A 20835-nucleotide genomic window follows, 5' to 3' on the forward strand; every position below is an offset into this window, starting at 1 on the left:
ATGCTGATTTCCTATCTCGTGCCGCTGGTGCTGGTGCTGATGCTGATCGCGGCCTCGATCCGCATCCTGCCGGAGTACAAGCGCGGCGTGGTGTTCTTCCTGGGGCGCTTCCAGGCGGTGAAGGGACCGGGGCTGTTCATCATCATCCCGGGCATCCAGAAGATGCAGGTGGTCGATCTGCGGGTGATCACCATGGACGTGCCCGAGCAGGACGTGATCTCCCAGGACAACGTCACGGTGAAGGTGAATGCGGTGCTCTACTTCCGGGTGGTGGACCCGGAGCGGGCGATCATCCAGGTCGAGCACTATGTCAACGCCACCAGCCAGCTGGCCCAGACCACGCTGCGTTCGGTGCTCGGCAAGCACGACCTGGACGAGATGCTCTCCGAGCGCGACCGGCTCAACGACGACATCCAGGAGATCATCGACACCTCGGCGGAGAGCTGGGGCATCAAGGTGGCCAACGTGGAGATCAAGCACGTCGACCTGGACGACAGCATGATCCGCGCCATCGCCCGCCAGGCCGAGGCGGAGCGCGAGCGCCGCGCCAAGGTGATCCACGCCGAGGGCGAGCTGCAGGCCTCGCAGAAGCTGCTCGAGGCCGCCAACGTCATGTCCGCCAATCCGATGGCGCTGCAGCTGCGCTACCTGCAGACCATGAGCGACATGAGCAACAAGAACGCCTCGACCATCGTGGTGCCACTGCCCATCGACCTGGTGGACGCCTTCAAGTCGATGGCCGGCGCCGTCGGTGACCAGGGGAATCAGTGATGGCAGGCGGCAGCATGAACAGTCATCGTGTCCTCGGGTCTGATCCGTCGACAGGTCTGCGAGGGGCGCTGTGAACCCATCCGTGGGCGCTACTTTTGCCATCCATGGCAAAAACCCCCTCTACGACCTGTCCCCGGCGCCCCTCGTCGATCTTCGGGTCTCGCCGGATGCAGCGATCCGGCGGGTCTGGTAGACTCCCGCGCTCCTGACGGGATAGCCGGATCAGCCCGGTGCCTCGTCGATCCAACGCAAGGGAACCGACATACCGTGATGCCCTCTCGTTCCGGGCTGGCCACGCCGCCCTAGCCTTTCCCTCCCGAATTCGGGCCGCGATGATGTCGTCACGATGTCATCGCGGCCGGGCATCGTCTCGATGTCCTGGGCGCCCCGCGCCCGCTTGCACCGTCAGCTTCTTTCTCATGGCGCCACCGCGCGCTTGACCGGCCTCGGCGCTCGACCGGCGCCACGGCATCGGCCTCCTCGCGAGGCCGGGAAGGGCTGCGCATGACACGACCCTGACGCCTTCATGGCATCCACCTCCACCCTCGACTGGACCGCAGCATGACTCGATCCCTCAAGCAAGACTGGTTCTCCAACATCAAGGGCGATCTCCTGTCGGGCATCGTCGTCGCCCTGGCGCTGATTCCCGAGGCCATCGCCTTCTCGATCATCGCCGGCGTCGATCCCAAGATCGGCCTCTACGCTTCCTTCTCCATGGCGGTGATCATCGCCTTCGCCGGCGGCCGGCCGGGCATGATCTCGGCGGCCACCGGTGCCATGGCGCTGCTGATGGTCACGCTGGTCAAGGAGCACGGGCTCGAGTACCTGCTGGCCGCGACCCTGCTCACCGGCGCGCTGCAGATCGTCGCCGGCTACCTGCGCCTGGCCGACCTGATGCGCTTCGTCTCGCGCTCGGTGGTGACGGGCTTCGTCAACGCCCTGGCGATCCTGATCTTCATGGCGCAGCTGCCGGAGCTGACCAATGTCACCTGGCACGTGTATGCCATGACCGCGGCCGGCCTCGGCATCATCTATCTCTTCCCCTACCTGCCGGTGATCGGCAAGGCGCTGCCGTCGCCGCTGGTGTGCATCCTGGTGCTGACCGCCGTGGCCATGATCACCGGCCTCGACATCAACACCGTGGGCGACATGGGCGAGCTGCCCGACACCCTGCCGGTGTTCCTGTGGCCGGACGTGCCGCTCAACCTCGAGACCCTGTCGATCATCTTCCCCTACGCCATCATGCTCACCGTGGTGGGCCTGCTGGAGTCGATGATGACCGCCACCATCGTCGACGACCTGACCGACACCGAGAGCGACAAGAACCGCGAGTGCAAGGGCCAGGGCATCGCCAACATCGGCACCGGCCTGCTCGGCGGCATGGCGGGCTGCGCGATGATCGGGCAGTCGGTGATCAACATCAAATCCGGCGGCCGCGGTCGCCTCTCCACCCTGTTCGCCGGCGTGATGCTGCTGATCATGGTGGTGTTCCTCTCCGACTGGGTGTCGCAGATCCCCATGGCGGCGCTGGTGGCGGTGATGATCATGGTCTCCATCGGCACCTTCAGCTGGACCTCGATCCGCGACCTGAAGAAGCACCCGCTGTCCTCCAACCTGGTGATGCTGGCCACCGTGGCGGTCACGGTGGGCACCCACAACCTGGCCATGGGCGTGTTCGTCGGCGTGCTGCTGGCGGCGCTGTTCTTCGCCAACAAGGTCGGCAACATCCTCTACATCGGCGTCGAGCAGGCCGAGGCGGGCAGCCGCCGCGTCTATCGCGTGGTGGGGCAGGTGTTCTTCGCCTCCTCCGAGCGCTTCGGCCGCGCCTTCGACTTCAAGGAGAGCGTGGAGAAGGTCACCATCGACCTGTCCCGGGCGCACTTCTGGGACATCACCGCCGTGCAGGCGCTGGACCGGGTGGTGATCAAGTTCCGCCGCGAGGGCACCGAGGTCGAGCTGGTCGGCCTCAACGAGGCCAGCGCCACCATCGTCGACCGCTATGCCATCCACGACGACCCGGAAGCCGTCGAGAAGCTGATGGGCGGCCACTGAGCCGCCCGTCGGCGGCCGCCCCTGTGACGGGGCGGCCGGATGGTGTAGAACGAAAGCCAGACAATCCACGCCAGCTTCAGGACAGACAGATGACAGAACAGGTGATGGCCGCCATCGACGGCTCGCAGTTTTCCGAGGGCGTCTGCGACTACGCCGCCTGGGCCAGCCTGGCGCTCGAGGCGCCGCTGACCTTCCTGCACGTGGTCGACAACCATCCGCAGACCGCCGAGGCGGATCTCTCCGGCAACATCGGGCTCGGCTCCCGCGAGCATCTGCTCGAGGAGCTGTCGCAGCTCGACGAGCAGCGCGCCAAGGTGGCCCAGGAGCAGGGCCGGCTGATGCTCAAGGCGGCCCAGGAGCGCGCCGTCGCGGACGGCGTGGCGGAGCCCGGCAGCCGCCAGCGCAACGGCACCCTGGTCGAGACCCTCGCCGAGCTGGAGGACGAGATCCGCCTGCTGGTGGTGGGAAAGCGCGGCGGCAGCGCCCATCAGGACAGCGAGCACCTGGGCTCCAACCTCGAGCGGGTGGTGCGCGGCCAGCATCGACCGATCCTGGTGGTGCCCCAGGCCTTCAAGCGCCCCGAGAAGGTGATGATCGCCTTCGACGGCAGCAACACCACGCGCAAGGGCGTCGAGCTGCTGGCGAAGAGCCCGCTGTTCTCCGGCATCGCCTGCCACGTGGTGATCGTCGGCGCCGAGACCGGCGACAACCGCTCCCAGCTCGACTGGGCGCTCGCCACCCTGCGCGAGGCCGGCCATGAGGCCGAGGGCGCGATCCGCGCCGGCGAGGTGGAGGAGACCCTGCGTGCCTACAAGCAGGAGCACGACATCGATCTGGTGGTGATGGGCGCCTACGGCCATTCCCGCATCCGCCACCTGCTGGTGGGCAGCACCACCACCGAGATGCTGCGCCACGCCAGCGAGCCGGTGCTGCTGCTGCGCTGAGCCGCGTCATCGCTCTTCAGGGCCCCGCCACGGCGGGGCCTTTTCGTATCATCGCGTCTTGCCAGCGTTGTGCGTCGGCACCGGACGCACACCATGAGCCATCGCCCCGCGGAGGGCCCCAGGCGCTGCCCGGCATGGCCCTGGCCGGGGCGAGCCGCGTCAGGCCGCCGACACCCGACGGCCCAGCAGGCGGTCCAGCGACAGCGCGCCGGGGCCGCGCAGCAGCAGGGTCAGCAGTCCCGTGGCCCAGAGGCCGTGGGTGACCCAGGCATCGGGATAGACGAAGGTCTGGATCACCAGCGTCATGATCAGCAGCCCCAGGGCGGCCAGGCGGGTCGCGAGGCCCGCCCACAGCAGCAGCGACAGCCCGAACTCGGCCAGCGTCGCCAGCCAGGCGGCGAGCACCGGCGAGATCAGCGGCAGGGCGTACTCGTGCTCGAACAGGAAGAAGGTGCTCTGGCTAATGGTGACGCCGTCGACCTTGGTCAGCGCCGAGCGGAAGAAGACGCTGCCGAGCACGAGGCGTGCCAGCAGGGCCACGAGATCGACGGGCAGCCGATCGAGGGCCGGCTCCAGGCGTCGATAGTAGAACCTGAGTGGTGATATCGGCATGTTCATGGGGCGGCCTCCTCGTTCGGCTCGTCATCATCGGGCGCGGCATGGCGCTCGCACAGCGCGCCGAGGCCGAGCAGGGTGCCCAGCGCCTCGCCGGCCGCCGTCTCGCCGTGGGCCTCGGCGACCGCCGCCAGCGCGTCGCCCAGCGCCGTGTCTCGAGGTTCTCGAAGCCTGCCATACAGCGCGGCGGTGACGGCGTCGACGGGCGTCAGCAGCACCTGCTCGCCGCGGCGCACCGCCAGCCAGTCCTCCTCCCCGGCGGCGACGGATTCGCCCGGCGCCTCGCCCCGCTCCAGCCGCTGCCACAGCGCGCCCACCGCGAAGCGACAGCGCACCCGCCGGGTGGCCGGCCGCGGCGTCACGCAAAGGCGTGCCGGGTCGGGATGCTCGGCCAGCCGGGTGGCGTCCAGGACCGGCGCCTCGGCGGCAGGGCCGACGTCGAGCCGGGCGCGCTCCAGCCGGCAGACGTCGCTCGCGTAGCGATAACCGGCCAGCGGCGGCAGGTCGTCCAGGAAGTCGGCGAAGCCGGCGCCGTAGCGCGACAGCCGCGGCTCCCGGGGCAGGTGATCGCGGGCGTAGTCGCCGGCCGCGGCGGCGAAGTAGCGCGGGCCGAGCAGCGTCCGGGTATGGGGAAAGGCGGTGGCCAGCGCCTCGATCAGGCTCTGGCGCACGTTGTTGCGATAGACGTCGAGCCCGGCGGATCGGCCCAGCTCGGCGGCCCCGTCGTCCACGGGAGCGGCATCGGGGGCGCGCAGGGCGGCGGCGAAGCGTCGCTGCCACTCGGCCAGGGCGCTCATGCCGGCATCCTCGTCAGCGTGGCCCTCGACGCCGCCGGCAGGTCGGCGGCTCGATGAGCGCGGGCCCGCTCGGCCTCCTCGAGCCAGCGTTCCAGCGTCGGCACCTCGGCGTCCCACTCGATCAGGGTCGGCGCTTCGGGGGCGGAGGGTGCCCAGCGGCGATACAGCGACCAGACGGCCTCGGTGACAGGGCCGGCGTGATCGTCGATGCGCAGCGGCGGATCGACGGCGGTATCCAGGCTGTGGCCGGCCAGGTGCAGCTCGCCCACGGCGTGCCAGGGCAGGGCGCCCAGGTAGGCGTCGAGGTCGCGGTTCAGGTTGAACGCGCTGATATAGGCATTGTTGAGATCCAGCAGCAGCCCGCAGCCGGTGCGGGCCACCAGCTCGGTGAGGAAGTCGGCCTCGTCGAGGGTGTTGATCGGGATCGTCACGTAGAGGCTGGGATTCTCGATCAGCAGCCGGCGCCCCAGGGCCTGCTGGACGATGTCGATATTGCGGGCGAGCAGCGCCAGGCTCTCCTCGGTGAGCGGCACCGGCAGCAGGTCGTTGTAGCAGTCGCCGTCGAGCCGGCTCCAGGCCAGGTGTTCCGACACCAGCGCCGGCTGGAGCCTGTCCACCAGCCGGGCGAGCCGCGCCAGATGGGCCGCATCGGGGCGTGCGGCGCCGCCCAGCGACAGCCCCACGCCGTGCACCGAGAGCGGGTAGCGCTCGGCCAGGGCCTGGAGCCGCTCGCGGTCGGGGCCGCCGGCGCTCATGTGGTTCTCGGCGTGCATTTCCAGGAAGTCCGCACGCCGGGGCGCGGCGAGCAGCGCCGGGGCATGCTGCGGCTTGAGGCCGATGCCCACGGCACCGGGGGGCAATGAGAGGGAAGGGGGCAGCGACATGGCGATCTCCTCGGGGGCCGGCCCGCCGCGCGGCGGGCCGGGAGGGCTTCCGATCGGGGCTGGGCTCAGGGACGCTCGATCTCGCTCAGGCTGCCCATGCCGTGGGGCGTCTCGATACTGGTGCAGGTGCCTTCCGGCACCAGCGTCCAGGCGTTGCCCTGGTAGTCCACGGTGGAGGTGCCGGCGCAGGTGGTGCCCGGGCCCGCCTTGCAGTCGTTCTGGCCGGCCAGGGCCACGCCGTAGCACTTCTCCATGGCTTCGCCTTCCTGGGCCTGGGCGGCGCTCATGACGCCCGCCTGGGCGATGGCGGTGGTGAACACGGCAGCCAGCATGGTGGAACGCTTCATGGGATCTCTCCTCTGGGTCGTCGGGTGCGCTCTTGGCGATGTCGCGTTGCGCCCTTCTCTGTCGGGTCGCCGGGGAATGGCTTACAGCGCGACGAGCGCTCGGCGGTCGTGATGCCGACGAAGACAGGGGATGCATGAAGGTTGCGCCGTCCATGCGAATGATATTTCTGACCAGGTTTTAAAAGTTGGCGAATATCACTGTCATGGGGAAGAATTTTGGTGAGCATGACGGCTCGTCCGCCCTCGTGCTGCGGTAAGATCATGGGCACGTTTTTCTCGACTTCAGGAGCGATGCCATGACCATCCAGCGCCATGACACCAAGGCCCGCATGAGCCGTGCCGTGATCCACAACGGCGTGGCCTGGCTGTGCGGCCAGGTGGCCGGCCCCGAGGCCCGCGAGGGCGATATCACCGCGCAGACCGAGAGCATGCTGGCGCGAGTCGATGCGCTGCTCGCCGAGATCGGCTCCGACCGCGAGCATCTGCTCTCGGCGACGATCTATCTCAAGGACGGTGGCGACTTCGCGGCCATGAACGCCGTGTGGGACGCCTGGGTGCCCGAGGGCCATGCCCCGGCCCGCACCTGCGTCTGTGCCCCGATGCCGGCCGATGAGCTGCGCGTGGAGATCACGGTCACCGCGCTGGTGAAGGACGCCTGAGCCGGCGTTCGAGCCGCCGCTCCCGAGGAGCGGCCATGAAACGGAAAAAGGCCGACGCGAACGCGTCGGCCTTTTTCGTTGGCGGGACGGCGGAGGGATCGGTTCAGCGCAGGCAGGGGTCTTCCTGCGGCACCTCCCGCGGCCTGAGCCGGCGCGAGAGCGCGTCCACGGCGATGTTGAGGCCGGCGGTCACCAGCAGCAGGAAGGCCGCCGTGTCGAACATCAGGTACTGGAAGTTCTCGTCGATGTAGTAGCCCAGCGTCGCCACCCCCAGCATGCCGAGGATCGCCGTCTCGCGCAGGATCACCTCGGCCCGGTAGTAGAGCAGGGCCAGCAGGCTCGGATAGACCCGCGGCAGCAGCTCGTAGGCCAGCCGGCCCGAGGCGGGCAGCCCCGGCATGCCGGGCTCCAGGCCGTCGGCGTGGCGGGCGACGAGGAAGGCGATCAGGGCGCCGTTGTGCAGCGCCAGGGCCAGCCAGGCGGGCAGCAGCGAGGGGCCGAGCAGCAGCAGGAAGACGAAGGCCAGCATCAGCTCCGGCGTCGAGCGCAGCAGCACCAGCAGCCCGCGGCCGGCCATCCGGCTCGCGGGATGGCCGAAGTGGCGGCTGGCCAGCGGCCACAGCGCCATCGCCACCAGCAGCGCGCCGACGGTGCCGAGCAGCGCCAGCAGCAGGGTGTTGCCGATGGCCGGAGCGAGCTCGGGGATGCTGGCGAACCAGTCGACCAGCCCCGCCCCGTCGCCGGCCAGCAGCGGCGCGGGCCACAGGTCCTGGCTGACGAAGCGCCACAAGAGCCCGCCGTCCACCGCCGGCCAGGGGCCGAGCAGGAAGGCGCCGCCGACCAGCAGCAGCGGCACCAGCCGCCGGTGGCTCCACCAGGGCAGGGTGGCGATCAGCAGGTAGAAGCACCACAGCAGGGCGCCGGCCTCCGGGTAGCGGCCTTCGCGGAAGGCCGTCTCGAGCTGGAAGCCGAGCGTCGGCAGGCCGACGAAGCCCAGCAGCACGCTGGCGCGCAGGCCGCATTCGAAGCGGTAGCGGGTGTAGGCGGCGAGCTGGGTCCAGGCCAGCGGCAGCTCGGCGTAGAGGAAGCGCGACAGCCGCCCGACGCCGGGCGGCAGGGCATCGGCCGGCGCGCGCGGGGTCTGCTCGAGGATCTCGGCGAACACCTTGGCGAAGATGCCGGCGTAGGGAATCGCCAGCGCCGCCAGGGCGGTCAGTGCCGAGAGCCCGAACACCTGCAGGAACAGCAGCGCCCAGAACAGCTCGTGGATGGCGCGCACGAAGGCGCAGCCGGCGCGCACCAGCCGCGAGCGGGCGAACAGCAGCGCCAGCGGGAAGCCCAGTACCACGCCCGCGAGCGTGCCCCACAGCGCCACCGAGACGGTCAGCCCCAGGGCATGGAAGGGCGACTCGACGGAAGCGAAGTCGGGCCAGGCCAGGCCCTGGAGCATCCGTCCGAGCTCCGTCCAGGGGTCGCGGGTGACCACCGACAGATCGGCCAGCGGCGCAAGCAGCAGCGCCAGGGCGATCAGCGTCAGGGTATGGCGGGCCAGGCGCGGGCCGGTGGCGCGGCCGGCCAGCCAGGCCGGCCGGCGCGGCAGGGCGGCATCGCTCATGCGCGACCCCGGGAGCAGGGCAGGGACGCCGGCGGGGGCGCCGCGGGCTCGGGTGCCTCGGCTGACGCGGCGGTGTCGTCGGCGTCCGGATAGAGGGCGTCGAGGTCATCAAGGCTCAGCGTGGAGGCCGGGGCGTCGATCACCAGCCGGCCGTCGCGCAGGCCCCAGACGCGGTCGAAGCGGGTCAGCGCCAGCTCGCGCTGGTGCAGGGCGATCACGCTGGTGGTGTGGCGCTGCTCGATCAGTCCCAGCAGGCGGTGGGCCTGGTGGGGATCGACGCTGGCCACCGGCTCGTCGCCGAGGAACACCTCCCGCTGCTGGTAGAGCGCCCGGGCGATGGCGGTGCGCTGGCGCTGGCCGCCGGACAGCTGCCCCACGGGGCGGCGCATCAGCCCGTCCAGGCCGACCCGCTTGCACAGCGCGGCCACCTCGCCCCAGGGGCCGCGCAGCGGCCGCACCAGGTTCCACAGGTTGGCCAGCGCCGAATGCTCGGCGAGCCGGCCCATGTAGACGTTGTGATAGACCGCGAGCCCCGGCACCAGGCCGTGATGCTGCGGGCACCAGGCGACCGCCCCGCCAAGCCGCTCCCGCAGCGCCGCCAGCAGCGTGGACTTGCCGGCGCCGCTGGGGCCGAGCAGGGCGACGCGCTCGCCGCGCGCCAGGTGCAGATGCACCCGGGGCAGTACCACCCGCTCGCCGTGGCCGAGATCGACCCCATCGAGCGTCAGCAGCCTCTCGTGCGTGGGCTCCGTCGGCGCCATCAGCGCAGCAGGCCGAGCTCTTCCGCCACGTCCTCGATCGGCGCGTACATGGCGTTGTCGGCGGGGATGAAGGCCGAGCGGGGGAAGCTGTCGAGCAGCTCGGGGTCGTCCATCTCCAGCAGCGCCTCGCGGACCCGGTCGGAGAAGCCCTCGCCGTAGCGCTCGTCGGCGTCGCCGCGCAGGGTCCACTGGTAGTCCGGGTAGCTCGGCGTGGTCCAGATCACCTGCACCTGGTCGGTGTCGACGCGGCCGTCCTCCACGGCGGCGTCCCACACCGCGTAGTTGACCGCGCCCAGCTCGTAGGTGCCGGCCTCGACCAGGGCGATGGTGCGCGAGTGGTCACCGGAGAAGCCGACCCGGGAGAAGATCTCGTCCGGCGCCTCGCCGAAGCGCTGGCGCAGGTAGTGCTCGGGCATCAGGCGCCCGGAGGTGGAGGTCTTGGAGCCGAAGGTGAAGCTCATGTCCTCGACCGCGTCGGGCAGCTCGTCCCCTTCTTCCAGCCCCGTCGACCGGTGGGCGATGAAGTAGGTCTCGAAGGCCGCGTCCTCGGCGCCCTGGGCGATGGCCTGGGAGTCCGGCACCAGGCGGCGCGCCTGGACGCCGGAGAGACCGCCGAACCAGGCCAGCTGGACCTGGTCGTTGCGGAAGGCGGTGACCGCCGCGCCGTAGGACTTCACCGGCACGTACTCCACCTCGACGTCGAGCCGCTCCTCGAGGTAGTCGGCGACCTTGGAGAAGCGCTCGACCAGGCGCGACTGGTCCTCGTCGGGGATGGCGGTGAAGCGGAAGGTATCGGCGGCCGCACCCTGGGCGAGCAGGGCGAGGGCGGCGGCGGAAGCGGCGATCCAGCGCATGGGCGGTCTCCTGGAAGGAATCGGGAGGGGTATTGTTGTGGCTGGTGGCGGGCATGGCAAGTCCGTCGACCGGGAGCCATTGGACCAAAGGCGCATGACGCGGGGGTGTGGTTGGGCTTACACTCTCGCGATAAATGTCAGACATTTTGCGCTGACGCCACTCGGCCATGGGGAGCGATCGATGAGTCTCGAGGCACTGGGTCCGCATCAGGGCGATGCCGATGCGCTGGCGAGGCGACTGGCCCGGGCGCTGCTGGGCGGCGACTGGCAGTCCGGCGACGTCTTCCCCAAGGAGCTGGACATCGCCGCCCACTGCGCCGTCAGCCGCAACCTGGTGCGCAACGCCCTGGCCAGCCTGACCGCCGCCGGCCTGCTCGAGCGCACCGCCGGGCGCGGCACCCGGGTGCGCGAGGTCGGCGACTGGCACCTGCTCGATCCGCAGATGAGCGACTGGCTGGTCGGCCTGGCGCATCCCCAGCCGCAGCTGGTGCGCGAGCTGCTGGCCTTTCGCTACTCCGCGGAGCCGGTGGTGGCGGAGCTGGCCGCCCGCGCCGCCGATGCCGGCGATCTGGCCCGCCTGGAGGCGGCCTTTCGCGGCATGGCGGCGACCGCCGACGCCTCGCAGCAGGCCGCCCAGCACGTGGAGTACGACGTGGCCTTCCACGAGGCCATCTACGAGGCCAGCCACAACCTGATCTGGCGCCAGATGGGCCACCTGCTGCGGCCGTCGATCCTGGCCCTGGTGCAGCACTCCCAGCGTCCCGCCCGCGGGGACGACGGCCTCGGCGACAGCCTGGAACGCCACGGCGCGGTGCTCGAGGCGATCAGGGGCGGCGACGGGCCGCGCGCCGCCCGGGCCGCCCGCGAGGTGCTGGGCCGCACCGCCCGCGACCTGGGCGTCGACACCGAGACCGGCGCCCGCGCCGACTGATACCGGCGGTCGCCCCGCGGCGGCCGTTCACGCTTGACCGTTCATGCTTTCAGAAAGGAGCCATCCATGAAGATCACCCGACTCAAGACCTGGCAGGTGCCGCCGCGCTGGCTGTTTCTCAAGATCGAGACCGACGAGGGCGTCTACGGCTGGGGCGAGCCGGTCATCGAGGGGCGCGCCGCCACCGTCGAGGCCGCGGTCCACGAGCTGTCCGACTACCTGATCGGCCAGGACCCGCACCGCATCGAGCACCTGTGGAACACCCTGTACCGCGCCGGCTTCTACCGCGGCGGGCCGATCCTGATGAGCGCCATCGCCGGCATCGACCAGGCGCTGTGGGACCTCAAGGGCCGCGACCTGGGCGTGCCCGTGCACCAGCTGCTGGGCGGCGCCGTGAGGGACAAGATGCGCATGTATGCCTGGACCGGCGGCGATCGGCCGAGCGACGTGGGCGAGGGCGCCAGGGCGCTGGTCGACCAGGGCTTCACCGCCTTCAAGATGAACGGCACCCCGGAGCTGCAGATCGTCGATTCCCACAAGAAGGTCGACGAGGCCGTGGCGCGGGTCGCCGAGGCCCGCGAGGCGGTGGGCCCGGACGTCGGCATCGGCATCGACTTCCACGGCCGCGTGCACCGGCCCATGGCCAAGGCGCTGCTGCGCGAGCTGGAGCCCTTCCATCCGATGTTCGTCGAGGAGCCGGTGGCCCCCGAGCATCTGCCTTGCCTCAAGCACATCGCCGGCGGGCTCGGCTATCCGCTGGCCACCGGCGAGCGCCTGCACACCCGCTTCGAGTTCCGCGACCTGCTGGCCGACGGCATGATCGACATCGTCCAGCCCGACCTCTCGCACTGCGGCGGCATCAGCGAGGGCCTGAAGATCGCCGCCCTGGCCTCCGCCCACGACGTGGCCATGGCCCCGCACTGCCCGCTCGGCCCGCTGACGCTCGCCACCTCGCTGCACGTGGATGCGGTCAGCCACAACGCCTTCATCCAGGAACAGAGCATGGGCATCCACTACAACAAGGACAACGACGTGCTCGACTACCTGGTCGACAAGTCGGCGCTCGGCATCGAGGACGGCTTCTGCGCCATTCCCCAGGGGCCGGGGCTGGGCGTGGAGATCGACGAGGCCTTCGTCGAGGAGCGCGCCAAGGTGGGCCATCGCTGGCGCAACCCGGTGTGGACCCATGACGACGGCTCCATCGCCGAATGGTAAGCGAGGCCGAGATGACGCAAGCGATTTCCACGCGGCTGGCCTGGGTCGCCGTCGACTGGGGCTCCAGCAACCTGCGCGCCTGGGCCCTGGGCGCGGGCGGCGAGGTGCTGGCCGAGGCCGAGGCCGCCCGCGGCATGCTGGGCCTGTCCCCGGCCGACTATGAGCCGGCCCTGCTGGCCGTCATCGGCGACTGGCTGCCCGCCCAGGGTCGCATCACGGTGCTGGTCTGCGGCATGGCCGGCGCCCGTCAGGGCTGGCGCGAGGCGCCGTACCGGCCGGTGCCCACCGCGCTCGATGCCCTGGCCGAGGGCGCGGTGCGCCCGGCCGTCGAGGACGCGCGCCTCGACGTGCGCCTGCTGCCCGGCCTGTGCCAGGGCGCGGACGCCGGCGGCTTCGACGTGATGCGCGGCGAGGAGACCCAGCTCGCCGGGCTCGCGGCCCTCGCGCCCGGCGTCTCCGGCCTGGTCTGCCTGCCCGGCACCCACGCCAAGTGGGCGACGCTCGAGGGCGGGCGCGTGCAGGGCTTCCACACCTACCTGACCGGCGAGCTCTATCGCCTGCTGGCCAGCCAGTCGGTGCTGGCCCACTCGCTCTGCGAGGACGATCTCGAGGACGCGGCCTGCCGCGAGGCCTTCACCGCCGCGGTGGCCGAGGCGGCCGCCGCGCCGGAGGCCTTCACCCGGACGCTGTTCGGGCTGCGCGCCATGGATCTGCTCGACGATGCCCTGCCGGACGGCGAGGCCCGCGGCGCCGTGCTGGCGGCCAGGCTCTCCGGGCTCGCCATCGGCCTGGAGCTGGCCGGTGCCTGCCGTGATCTCACCGCGGGCCAGAGCGTGCGGCTGATCGGCGGCGAGGCGCTGTGCCGCCGCTACGCCCTGGCGCTCTCGGCGCTGGGCCACTCGAGCGAGATCATCGCCAACCAGCGCGCGGTGCTGGCCGGCCTCGGCCTGGCCCACACCGCCCTCGCGTCCGCTGTCCCTGACCATGACTGAACAGGAGTCTCGTCCCATGTCCCTTCCGCTGATCGGTATCCTGCGCGGCATCACCCCCGACGAGGCCGTCGACGTCGGCGAGGCGCTGCTCGCCGCCGGCCTCGACCGCCTCGAGGTGCCGCTGAACTCCCCCGAGCCGCTGGAGAGCATCCGCCGCTTGGCCGAGGCGCTGGGCGATCGTGCCGCGGTGGGCGCCGGCACCGTGCTGACGCCCGAGCAGGTGCGCGACGTGCAGGCCGTCGGCGGCCGGCTGATCGTGTCGCCCAACTGCCGCCCGGCGGTGATCGAGGAGACTCGCCGGCTGGGCATGGCGTCCTATCCCGGCATCGTCACGCCCTCCGAGGCCTTCGACGCCCTGGATGCCGGCGCCACGGCGCTCAAGCTGTTCCCGGCGGTGCAGGTCGGCCTTGAAGGGATGAAGGCGGTGCGCGCCGTGCTGCCGGCGGGCACCGCGCTCTATGCCGTGGGCGGCATCGGCGTCGACAACTTCGGCCAGTGGCGAGCCGCCGGCGTCGACGGCGCCGGGCTCGGCAGCGCCCTCTACAAGCCGGGCCTCGGCGCCGAGGAGGTCGGCGAGCGGGCGCGCCAGCTGGTCGAGGCCTGGCGGGCCGCGGATCCGGCGGCATGAGCGATGCGGCGCGTATGGCGGCGGCCAGCGGCTGCGAGCTGGGCGAGGGGCCCCAGTGGCACGCCGCTTCCGGCCGCCTGGTGTGGTGCGACATCCTCGGCCGGCGGCTGCACTGGCTCGAGGTGGCAAGCGGCGAGACCGGCGTGATCGACCTCGACCACATGGCCTCGCTGGCCGCGCCGCTCGACGACGGCGGGATGCTGGTGGTGGGCGAGGATCGCCTGAGCCGCCAGGATCCCGCCTCCGGCGCGATCGAGCGGCTGATGGGCTTCGAGGCCGACAACGCCGCCACCCGCAGCAACGACGCGCGGGTGGACCGTCACGGTAGCCTGTGGCTGTCGAGCATGGGCCGGGGCGCCGAGGACGGCGCGGGCAGCCTCTACCGGCTGCATCGCGGCGAGCTTTCGCGGCTCAGGAGCGGGCTGACGATTCCCAACGCGATCTGCTTCTCGCCTCAGGGCGAGCACGCCCATTTCGCCGACACGGCGCGCGGCATCGTCTATCGCTGGGCGCTGGACGCCGAGGGCTGGCCGGTCGGCGAGCCCGAGCCGTGGGGGGACGTCACTCGGCGCGAGGGCAATCCCGACGGCGCGGTGATCGACGCCGAGGGCGCCATGTGGCTGGCGCTGTGGGGCGCCGGCCGGGTGGTGCGCCTGGACCGCGAGGGCCGTGAGATCGGCGCCATCTCCGTTCCCGTCTCCCAGCCCTCCTGCCCGGCCTTCGGCGGCCCGGGGCTGGCCTCGCTCTATATCACCACCGCCCGCGAGGGCATGAGCGCCGAGCAGCGGGCCCGCGAGCCCGGCGCCGGCGATCTGTTCGTCGCCGATCTCGCGGTGCCGGGGCTCGCCGAGCCAACGCTGCGATTGAGCTGATACCGGCCATCTCTCATGGGCGCCGGGGACAAGGCGAAGCGAGGTTTTTTTGCCATGGATGGCAAAAGAAGCGCCCAAGGATGGGTTTACAGCGTCCTCGCGGAGACTTGTTGCCGGATCAGCCCATCCTCAAACAGCCAATCAGGCACTGCAAATCTTCTTCAGCCTGCGTCGCCCATCGGATAGCGGGTCTCGCGCAGGCTGTCCTTGATCTTCTTTAGATGGGGCAGGAAGTCCTCGCCGCGGCGCAGGGTCACGCCGGTGGCCAGCACGTCGATCAGCGCCAGCTGGATCATCCGCGAGGTCATCGGCATGTAGTGGTCGGTGTCCTCCGGCGCCGAGACCGCCAGGGTCTCGGTGCACTCGTCGGCCAGCGGCGAGTCCGGCGCGGTGATGCCCAGCACCACGGCGCCGTTGTTGCGCGCCACCTGGGCGATGTCCACCAGCTCGCGGGTGCGGCCGGTATAGGACATGATCACCACCACGTCGCCGGTGTGACAGGCGGCGGCGATCATGCGCTGCATCAGCACGTCGATATAGGCCGACACCGGGATGTTGAAGCGGAAGAACTTGTGCTGCGCGTCCTGGGCCACCGCGCCCGAGGCGCCCAGGCCGAAGAAGTGCAGTTGCTTGGCCTGGGTCAGGTAGTCGACCACCCGCTCGACCCGCGCCGGGTCGACCTCGCGCCGGGCGATGTCCAGCGCCGCGATGGTGGCACCGAAGATCTTGCCGGTGTATTCGGCCGCGGCATCGCCGGGTTCCACTGCCTGGGTGACGTAGGGCGTGCCGCCGGCCAGACTCTGTGCCAGCTTGATCTTGAAGTCCGGATAGCCCTTGGCGTCGAAGCTGCGGCAGAAGCGGTTGACCGTGGGCTCACTGACCGAGGCCGCATGGGCCAGGCTGGCGATGCTCATGCTGGTGGCGGCGGTGGGGTCGGCGAGGATGACGTCGGCGACCTTGCGTTCGGATCGGTTGAGCTCATCGAGGCGACGGCGAATGCGGTCCAGCAGATCGTGACTGACCATGCGCGAGGGAGTCTCCGTGAAGCGGTAGCGGCGTCGGTCGCCGCCGGTGTGTCGATATGATGTGGTGATTTAACTACATTATGTCCACTATCCTAGCGCGCGCGGGCGGGTAACGGCCAGCCGTGACCGCTCGGACCTCTCCGCATTTAGTAGTAATTTTACAGAAGTTTTTGGAGATGGTCGGCGCGATAGGCTATTATTTTGTTAATTTAACCAGATGAGGGTGGTCATGAGCCAACACAAGCGGCCCCAGGAAGGAGGCTCCTTCGGCGATTTCGGCACGGCAATCGATCTGGCCCTGTTCGGAGCGCTCGGCGATTTGGCCCAGCGCAAGCTCTTTCCGGCGCTCTTCCACCTGGAGCGCGAGGGGCTGCTCGATCCCGCCACGCGGCTGCTCGGGCTGGCCCGTCAGGAGCTGGACGTGGACGCCTTCAAGACGCGCGTCGAGAAGTCCCTGAAGACCTACGTCAAGGCCGAGGAGCTCGACCGCGAGGCGCTGGCCCGCTTCATGGCGCGGCTCGACTTCCTGCAGCTCGACTTCACCCAGCCCGAGGGCTACGCCGGCATCCGCGAATGGCGCCAGGGCGCCGAGCAGCCGATGGTGGTCTACCTGTCGGTGGGAGCCAAGATCTACGGCGACATCTGCCGTCACCTGGACGCCAGCGGCAGCCTCGACGCCACGAGCCGCGTGGTGGTGGAGAAGCCGATCGGCCATGACCTCGCGTCCTCGGCCGAGGTCAACGACGCCATCGGCGCGGTGTTCCCCGAGTCGAGCATCTACCGCATCGACCACTACCTGGGCAAGGAAACGGTCCAGAACCTGATCGCGCTGCGCTTCGCCAACCCGCTGTTCGGCACCCAGTGGAACCAGAACCATATCTCCCACGTGGAGATCACGGTGGCCGAGAAGGTCGGCATCGAGGGGCGCTGGGGCTACTTCGACGAGGCCGGCCAGCTGCGCGACATGGTGCAGAACCACCTGCTGCAGCTGGTGTGCCTGATCGCCATGGATCCGCCGGCCAACCTCGACGCCGACGCCATCCGAGACGAGAAGGTCAAGGTGCTCAAGGCGCTCAAGCCGTTTACCGACGAGATGCTGGGGCGCGACGTGGTCCGCGGCCAGTACATCGGCGGCACCATCGACGGCCAGTCCGTGCCGGGCTACCTCGACGAGGAAGGCGCCAACACCTCGAGCCACACCGAGACCTTCGTGGCGATGAAGACCGAGGTGGCCAACTGGCGCTGGGCGGGCGTGCCCTTCTACCTCCGCACCGGCAAGCGCATGCCGGGCAAGATGTCGCAGATCGTCATCCACTTCCGCCAGCAGCCGCACTACATCTTCGATCCGGACCAGCGCGACCTGGCCGCCAACAAGCTGGTGATCCGCCTGCAGCCGGAAGAGGGCATCGCGCTGGAGGTGCTGACCAAGGACAGCGGCCTGGACAAGGGCATGCGCCTGCGCCGCGGCCCGCTTCACCTGGACTTCAACAGCGCCTTCCCCAAGGCGCGGATCCCGGACGCCTACGAGCGCCTGCTGCTCGAGGTGATGAAGGGCCAGCAGTACCTGTTCGTGCGCCGCGACGAGGTCGAGCACGCCTGGCAGTGGTGCGACAGCCTGATCGAGGCCTGGAACAACCGCGCCGAGCCGCCGCGCCGCTACCCGGCCGGCTCCTGGGGCCCGGTGGCCTCCATCGCCATGATCACCCAGGACGGCCGCAGCTGGTATGAAGACTACTAAGCCCGGCAGGAACGAGGACGATTGAGATGAGCCAATCCCGTGAGCAACTGGCCCGGCAGCTCGCCGAGGCCGTGGCCGAGGCCCTCCGGGCCGACCTGGCCGAGCGCGAGCGCGCCCTGCTGGTGGTGTCCGGCGGTTCCACCCCGGTGCCGTTCTTCGAGGCCCTGGCCGCCATGGACCTGCCCTGGTCCCGCGTCGACGTGACCCTGGCCGACGAGCGCTGGGTCGCCGAGGACGCCGACGACAGCAATGCCCGCCTGGTGCGCGCCCACCTGATGCAGGGGCCGGCCGCCGCGGCCACCTTCGTGCCGCTGACCAGCGCCGCCGCCACCCCGGAGGAGGGCGTGGCCGAGGTCGGCGAGCGTCTCGCGGCGCTGACCTGGCCGGCCAGCGTGGTGATCCTGGGCATGGGCGGCGACGGCCACACCGCCTCGCTGTTCCCGGACAGCCAGGAGCTTGGCCTGGCGCTGTCCACTGCCGATTCGGTGGTGGCGGTGCGCACGCCGAGCCAGCCCCAGCCGCGCATCACCCTGAGCGCCGACCGGCTGCACCGCTGCCCGCGTCACTTCCTGCACATCACCGGCGAGGAGAAGCGCACGGTGCTGGGCCGTGCGCTGGCCGGCGACGACACCCGGGCGCTGCCGATCCGCGCCTTCCTGGCCGGCCCGCTCGGCATCTACTGGGCGCCCTGAGCCCCGGACCCCTTTCTGGAGCCATGACCATGACCATCGACAAGCAGCTGCCTTCCACCCGCACCACCGAGATCGACAGCATCTGCCTCAAGGCCGAGGTGATCCCGGTGCTTGCCATCCAGCGCGTGGAAGATGCCGTGCCGCTGGCCACCGCCCTGGTCGAAGGCGGCCTCAGCGTGCTCGAGGTGACCCTGCGCACCGACTGCGCGCTGGAGGCCACCCGCCGCATCAAGGAGGCGCTGCCCCAGGCCAGCGTCGGCATCGGCACCGTGCTGACCCCGGCGCAGTATCGCCAGGCCGAGCAGGTCGGCGCCGACTTCGTGGTGACCCCGGGCACCACCGAGGCGCTCTACCGCTACGGCGTGGAAAGCCCGGTGCCGATGCTGCCCGGCGTGGCCACCGTCTCCGAGCTGATGATCGGCTGGCAGTACGGCTATCGCCGCTTCAAGTTCTTCCCCGCCGAGGCCAGCGGCGGCGTCAAGGCGCTCAAGGCCTTCGCCGGCCCGATCCCCGAGGCGCGCTTCTGTCCGACCGGTGGCATCAGTCTGGACAACGCCAGCGACTACCTGTCCCAGCCCAATGTGATGTGCGTGGGCGGCTCCTGGCTGACGCCGAAGTCGCTGGTCGAGGCCGAGGACTGGAACGCCATCCGTAGGCTGGCCCAGGAGGCCGCGGAGCGTTTCCACCACTGAGTGTTTCGGTCGACCCTATCGGGTTCTCTCTCGACAGCCACTGGCTGTCCTTGCGCCCCGGCTTCATGGCCGGGGCTTTTTTTTTGGGGAAATCAGGCGCCAAGCGTGATGGCCCGGCGTGCGCGGGGGCGGTATGCTGTGTCTTCGATAGCCTGCTCCTCGTCGAGCCGGCGCCACCCCTTCCAGGAGCCCCCGATGTCCTTCTCTGCTGCCCCGACCGCCGAGCCATCCCAAGGTCCCGCTCACGCCGACGTCTGCCCGCGTCCCGGAGCCGAGGCGCTGGCGGCGCTGGTCGCCGAGCTCGAACCGCTGCTCGGCGAGCGTCTCACCACCGCGGCGGGCATTCGCGAGCAGCACGGCCACGACGAGTCCTGGCATCATCCCGCCGCGCCGGACGCGGTGTGCTTCCCGCACACCACCGAGGAGGTCTCGGCGGTGGTACGCGCCTGCGGCGCGCACCGTGTGCCGGTCGTGCCCTACGGTGTGGGTACCTCGGTCGAGGGGCAGGTGATCGCCGAGCGCGGCGGGCTGTGCGTCGACCTATCGGCGATGAACGCCATCCTCGAGGTGCGCCCGGAGGACATGGACGCCACCGTCCAGCCCGGCGTCACCCGCACCCAGCTCAACACCGACCTGCGCGCCACCGGGCTGTTCTTCTCCGTCGACCCCGGCGCCGACGCCAGCATGGGCGGCATGGCCTCGACCCGGGCCAGCGGCACCAACACCGTGCGCTATGGCACCATCCGCGAGAACGTGCTGTCGATGACCGTGGTGATGCCGGACGGCCGCATCGTCGAGACCGGCACCCGGGCGCGCAAGTCCGCCGCCGGCTACGATCTTACTCACCTGATGATCGGCGCCGAGGGCACGCTCGGCATCATCACCGAGCTGACGGTGAAGCTGCACGGCCTGCCTGAGGGGATCTCCTCGGCTACGGTGGCCTTCGAGGATGTCGGCGGGGCGGTCGATGCGGTGATCGCCTCGATCCAGTACGGCATCCCCATGGCGCGCATCGAGCTGATGGATGCGCTGGCCATGCGGGCGGTGAACGATTTCTCCGGGCTCGACTACGCCGAGAAGCCGACGCTGTTCCTGGAGTTTCACGGCACCCACGCCGGGGTGAAGGAGCAGGCGGAGACCATGGCCGAGCTGTGCCAGGAGCTCGGTGGCAGCGACTTCGCCTGGGCGACCCGGGAGGAAGAGCGTAACGCCCTGTGGCAGGCGCGCCACGACGCGGCCTACGCCGCCAAGGCGCTGCGTCCGGGCATGGAGTTCCTGGCCACCGATATCTGCGTGCCGATCTCGCGGCTGGCCGAGTGCATCGAGGCGACCCGCCAGGACGTCAGCGAGAGCGGCCTGGTCGCGCCGCTGCTCGGCCACGTCGGCGACGGCAACTTCCATCTGGTGGTGATGGTGGATCGCGAGAGCGAGCAGGAGCTCGCCACCCTCGAGGCCTTCAACCGTCGGCTGGTTGCCCGGGCCCTGGCCGCCGGCGGCACCTGCACCGGCGAGCACGGCATCGGCTCCGGCAAGCGCGCCTACATGGAGGCCGAGCACGGCGAGGGCTGGGCGGTGATGCGGGCGATCAAGGCGGCCCTCGATCCGCAGGGCATCATGAACCCCGGCAAGCTGGTCTAGTTCGACACCGGAGACGACTGCACCACGGGCGATCAGGGCAGGGCGTGTCGCGTCCACGGCGGTGCGCGGTCCACGCTCCCGAGGCATCGACATTAGTCTAATGCACGTGAAAT

At 70.4% G+C, this 20835-nt stretch carries 21 protein-coding genes; 13 read left to right on the forward strand and 8 right to left on the reverse strand.

Annotation, left to right across the window (positions count from 1 at the left end; genetic code table 11):
- The 3 genes from ACGTNF_RS09405 to ACGTNF_RS09415 all read left to right on the forward strand — a co-directional run bounded on the left by ACGTNF_RS09405 (nt 1) and on the right by ACGTNF_RS09415 (nt 3767).
- Complete coding sequence (locus ACGTNF_RS09405; protein ID WP_394601473.1) at nt 1–771, forward strand: slipin family protein; 771 nt, start codon at nt 1–3, stop codon at nt 769–771.
- A 561-nt stretch (nt 772–1332) separates the two neighbouring features.
- On the forward strand, nt 1333–2823 hold the full coding sequence (locus ACGTNF_RS09410; RefSeq protein WP_394601475.1) for a SulP family inorganic anion transporter: 1491 nt from the start codon (nt 1333–1335) through the stop codon (nt 2821–2823).
- 89 nt (nt 2824–2912) lie between these two features.
- Entirely contained in the window at nt 2913–3767 is an 855-nt protein-coding gene (locus tag ACGTNF_RS09415) for a universal stress protein (protein WP_394601476.1), read from the forward strand.
- A 159-nt stretch (nt 3768–3926) separates the two neighbouring features.
- Here the strand turns inward: ACGTNF_RS09415 and ACGTNF_RS09420 are convergent, their stop codons facing one another.
- From ACGTNF_RS09420 to ACGTNF_RS09435, 4 genes are all read right to left on the reverse strand, one after another.
- Nucleotides 3927–4385, reverse strand: a complete 459-nt coding sequence (locus tag ACGTNF_RS09420) for a DoxX family protein (protein ID WP_394601477.1) — start codon at nt 4383–4385, stop codon at nt 3927–3929.
- Nucleotides 4382–5179, reverse strand: a complete 798-nt coding sequence (locus tag ACGTNF_RS09425) for an HvfC/BufC family peptide modification chaperone (protein WP_394601478.1) — start codon at nt 5177–5179, stop codon at nt 4382–4384. Before ACGTNF_RS09425 ends, ACGTNF_RS09420 begins: the two co-directional genes overlap by 4 nt.
- Nucleotides 5176–6063, reverse strand: a complete 888-nt coding sequence (bufB, locus tag ACGTNF_RS09430; protein WP_394601479.1) for an MNIO family bufferin maturase — start codon at nt 6061–6063, stop codon at nt 5176–5178. Before bufB ends, ACGTNF_RS09425 begins: the two co-directional genes overlap by 4 nt.
- A gap of 65 nt (nt 6064–6128) precedes the next feature.
- The gene (locus tag ACGTNF_RS09435; protein WP_394601480.1) at nt 6129–6410 is read right to left on the reverse strand and encodes a BufA1 family periplasmic bufferin-type metallophore; all 282 of its coding nucleotides are present in this window, start codon (nt 6408–6410) and stop codon (nt 6129–6131) included.
- 296 nt (nt 6411–6706) lie between these two features.
- Between ACGTNF_RS09435 and ACGTNF_RS09440 the strand changes: the two genes are divergently transcribed.
- Entirely contained in the window at nt 6707–7069 is a 363-nt protein-coding gene (locus tag ACGTNF_RS09440; protein ID WP_394601481.1) for a RidA family protein, read from the forward strand.
- A gap of 103 nt (nt 7070–7172) precedes the next feature.
- Here the strand turns inward: ACGTNF_RS09440 and ACGTNF_RS09445 are convergent, their stop codons facing one another.
- Genes ACGTNF_RS09445 through ACGTNF_RS09455 form a run of 3 tightly spaced genes read right to left on the reverse strand, consistent with a single transcriptional unit; the run spans nt 7173 to nt 10299 of the window.
- A complete protein-coding gene (locus ACGTNF_RS09445; protein WP_394601482.1) occupies nt 7173–8684 on the reverse strand; it encodes a PhnE/PtxC family ABC transporter permease in 1512 nt (503 codons plus the stop codon).
- Nucleotides 8681–9445 (reverse strand): ATP-binding cassette domain-containing protein, encoded by a 765-nt coding sequence (locus tag ACGTNF_RS09450; RefSeq protein ID WP_394601483.1) that lies wholly within the window; start codon nt 9443–9445, stop codon nt 8681–8683. The genes ACGTNF_RS09445 and ACGTNF_RS09450 overlap by 4 nt, the downstream gene beginning before the upstream one ends.
- Complete coding sequence (locus tag ACGTNF_RS09455; RefSeq protein WP_394601484.1) at nt 9445–10299, reverse strand: putative selenate ABC transporter substrate-binding protein; 855 nt, start codon at nt 10297–10299, stop codon at nt 9445–9447. Before ACGTNF_RS09455 ends, ACGTNF_RS09450 begins: the two co-directional genes overlap by 1 nt.
- Nucleotides 10300–10480: 181 nt before the next feature.
- Between ACGTNF_RS09455 and ACGTNF_RS09460 the strand changes: the two genes are divergently transcribed.
- The 5 genes from ACGTNF_RS09460 (at nt 10481) to ACGTNF_RS09480 (ending at nt 14937) form a co-directional block, all read left to right on the forward strand.
- The gene (locus ACGTNF_RS09460) at nt 10481–11230 is read left to right on the forward strand and encodes a FadR/GntR family transcriptional regulator (protein WP_394601485.1); all 750 of its coding nucleotides are present in this window, start codon (nt 10481–10483) and stop codon (nt 11228–11230) included.
- A gap of 66 nt (nt 11231–11296) precedes the next feature.
- Nucleotides 11297–12445: a galactonate dehydratase gene (gene dgoD, locus ACGTNF_RS09465; protein WP_394601486.1), complete on the forward strand. Its 1149-nt coding sequence runs from the start codon at nt 11297–11299 to the stop codon at nt 12443–12445.
- An 11-nt stretch (nt 12446–12456) separates the two neighbouring features.
- A complete protein-coding gene (locus ACGTNF_RS09470; protein ID WP_394601487.1) occupies nt 12457–13437 on the forward strand; it encodes a 2-dehydro-3-deoxygalactonokinase in 981 nt (326 codons plus the stop codon).
- Nucleotides 13438–13453: 16 nt separating this feature from the next.
- A complete protein-coding gene (locus tag ACGTNF_RS09475; protein ID WP_394601488.1) occupies nt 13454–14065 on the forward strand; it encodes a 2-dehydro-3-deoxy-6-phosphogalactonate aldolase in 612 nt (203 codons plus the stop codon).
- Nucleotides 14062–14937 (forward strand): SMP-30/gluconolactonase/LRE family protein, encoded by an 876-nt coding sequence (locus ACGTNF_RS09480; protein WP_394601489.1) that lies wholly within the window; start codon nt 14062–14064, stop codon nt 14935–14937. Before ACGTNF_RS09475 ends, ACGTNF_RS09480 begins: the two co-directional genes overlap by 4 nt.
- A 161-nt stretch (nt 14938–15098) precedes the next feature.
- On the opposite strand, the gene ACGTNF_RS09485 is transcribed toward ACGTNF_RS09480, so the two are convergent.
- A complete protein-coding gene (locus ACGTNF_RS09485) occupies nt 15099–15962 on the reverse strand; it encodes a MurR/RpiR family transcriptional regulator (protein WP_394601490.1) in 864 nt (287 codons plus the stop codon).
- Between the two features lie 229 nt (nt 15963–16191).
- Here ACGTNF_RS09485 and zwf point away from each other — a divergent pair, with 229 nt between their 5' ends.
- The 4 genes from zwf to ACGTNF_RS09505 all read left to right on the forward strand — a co-directional run bounded on the left by zwf (nt 16192) and on the right by ACGTNF_RS09505 (nt 20722).
- Entirely contained in the window at nt 16192–17700 is a 1509-nt protein-coding gene (gene zwf, locus ACGTNF_RS09490) for a glucose-6-phosphate dehydrogenase (protein ID WP_394601491.1), read from the forward strand.
- Between the two features lie 26 nt (nt 17701–17726).
- Complete coding sequence (gene pgl, locus ACGTNF_RS09495; protein WP_394601492.1) at nt 17727–18392, forward strand: 6-phosphogluconolactonase; 666 nt, start codon at nt 17727–17729, stop codon at nt 18390–18392.
- 29 nt (nt 18393–18421) lie between these two features.
- Nucleotides 18422–19084: a bifunctional 4-hydroxy-2-oxoglutarate aldolase/2-dehydro-3-deoxy-phosphogluconate aldolase gene (locus ACGTNF_RS09500; protein WP_394601493.1), complete on the forward strand. Its 663-nt coding sequence runs from the start codon at nt 18422–18424 to the stop codon at nt 19082–19084.
- A 195-nt stretch (nt 19085–19279) separates the two neighbouring features.
- Complete coding sequence (locus ACGTNF_RS09505) at nt 19280–20722, forward strand: FAD-binding oxidoreductase (protein WP_394601494.1); 1443 nt, start codon at nt 19280–19282, stop codon at nt 20720–20722.
- The last annotated feature ends 113 nt before the right edge of the window (nt 20723–20835 follow it).

The organism is Halomonas sp. B23F22_10 (assembly GCF_043496975.1).
GTDB classification, from domain to species: Bacteria; Pseudomonadota; Gammaproteobacteria; order Pseudomonadales; family Halomonadaceae; genus Halomonas; species Halomonas smyrnensis.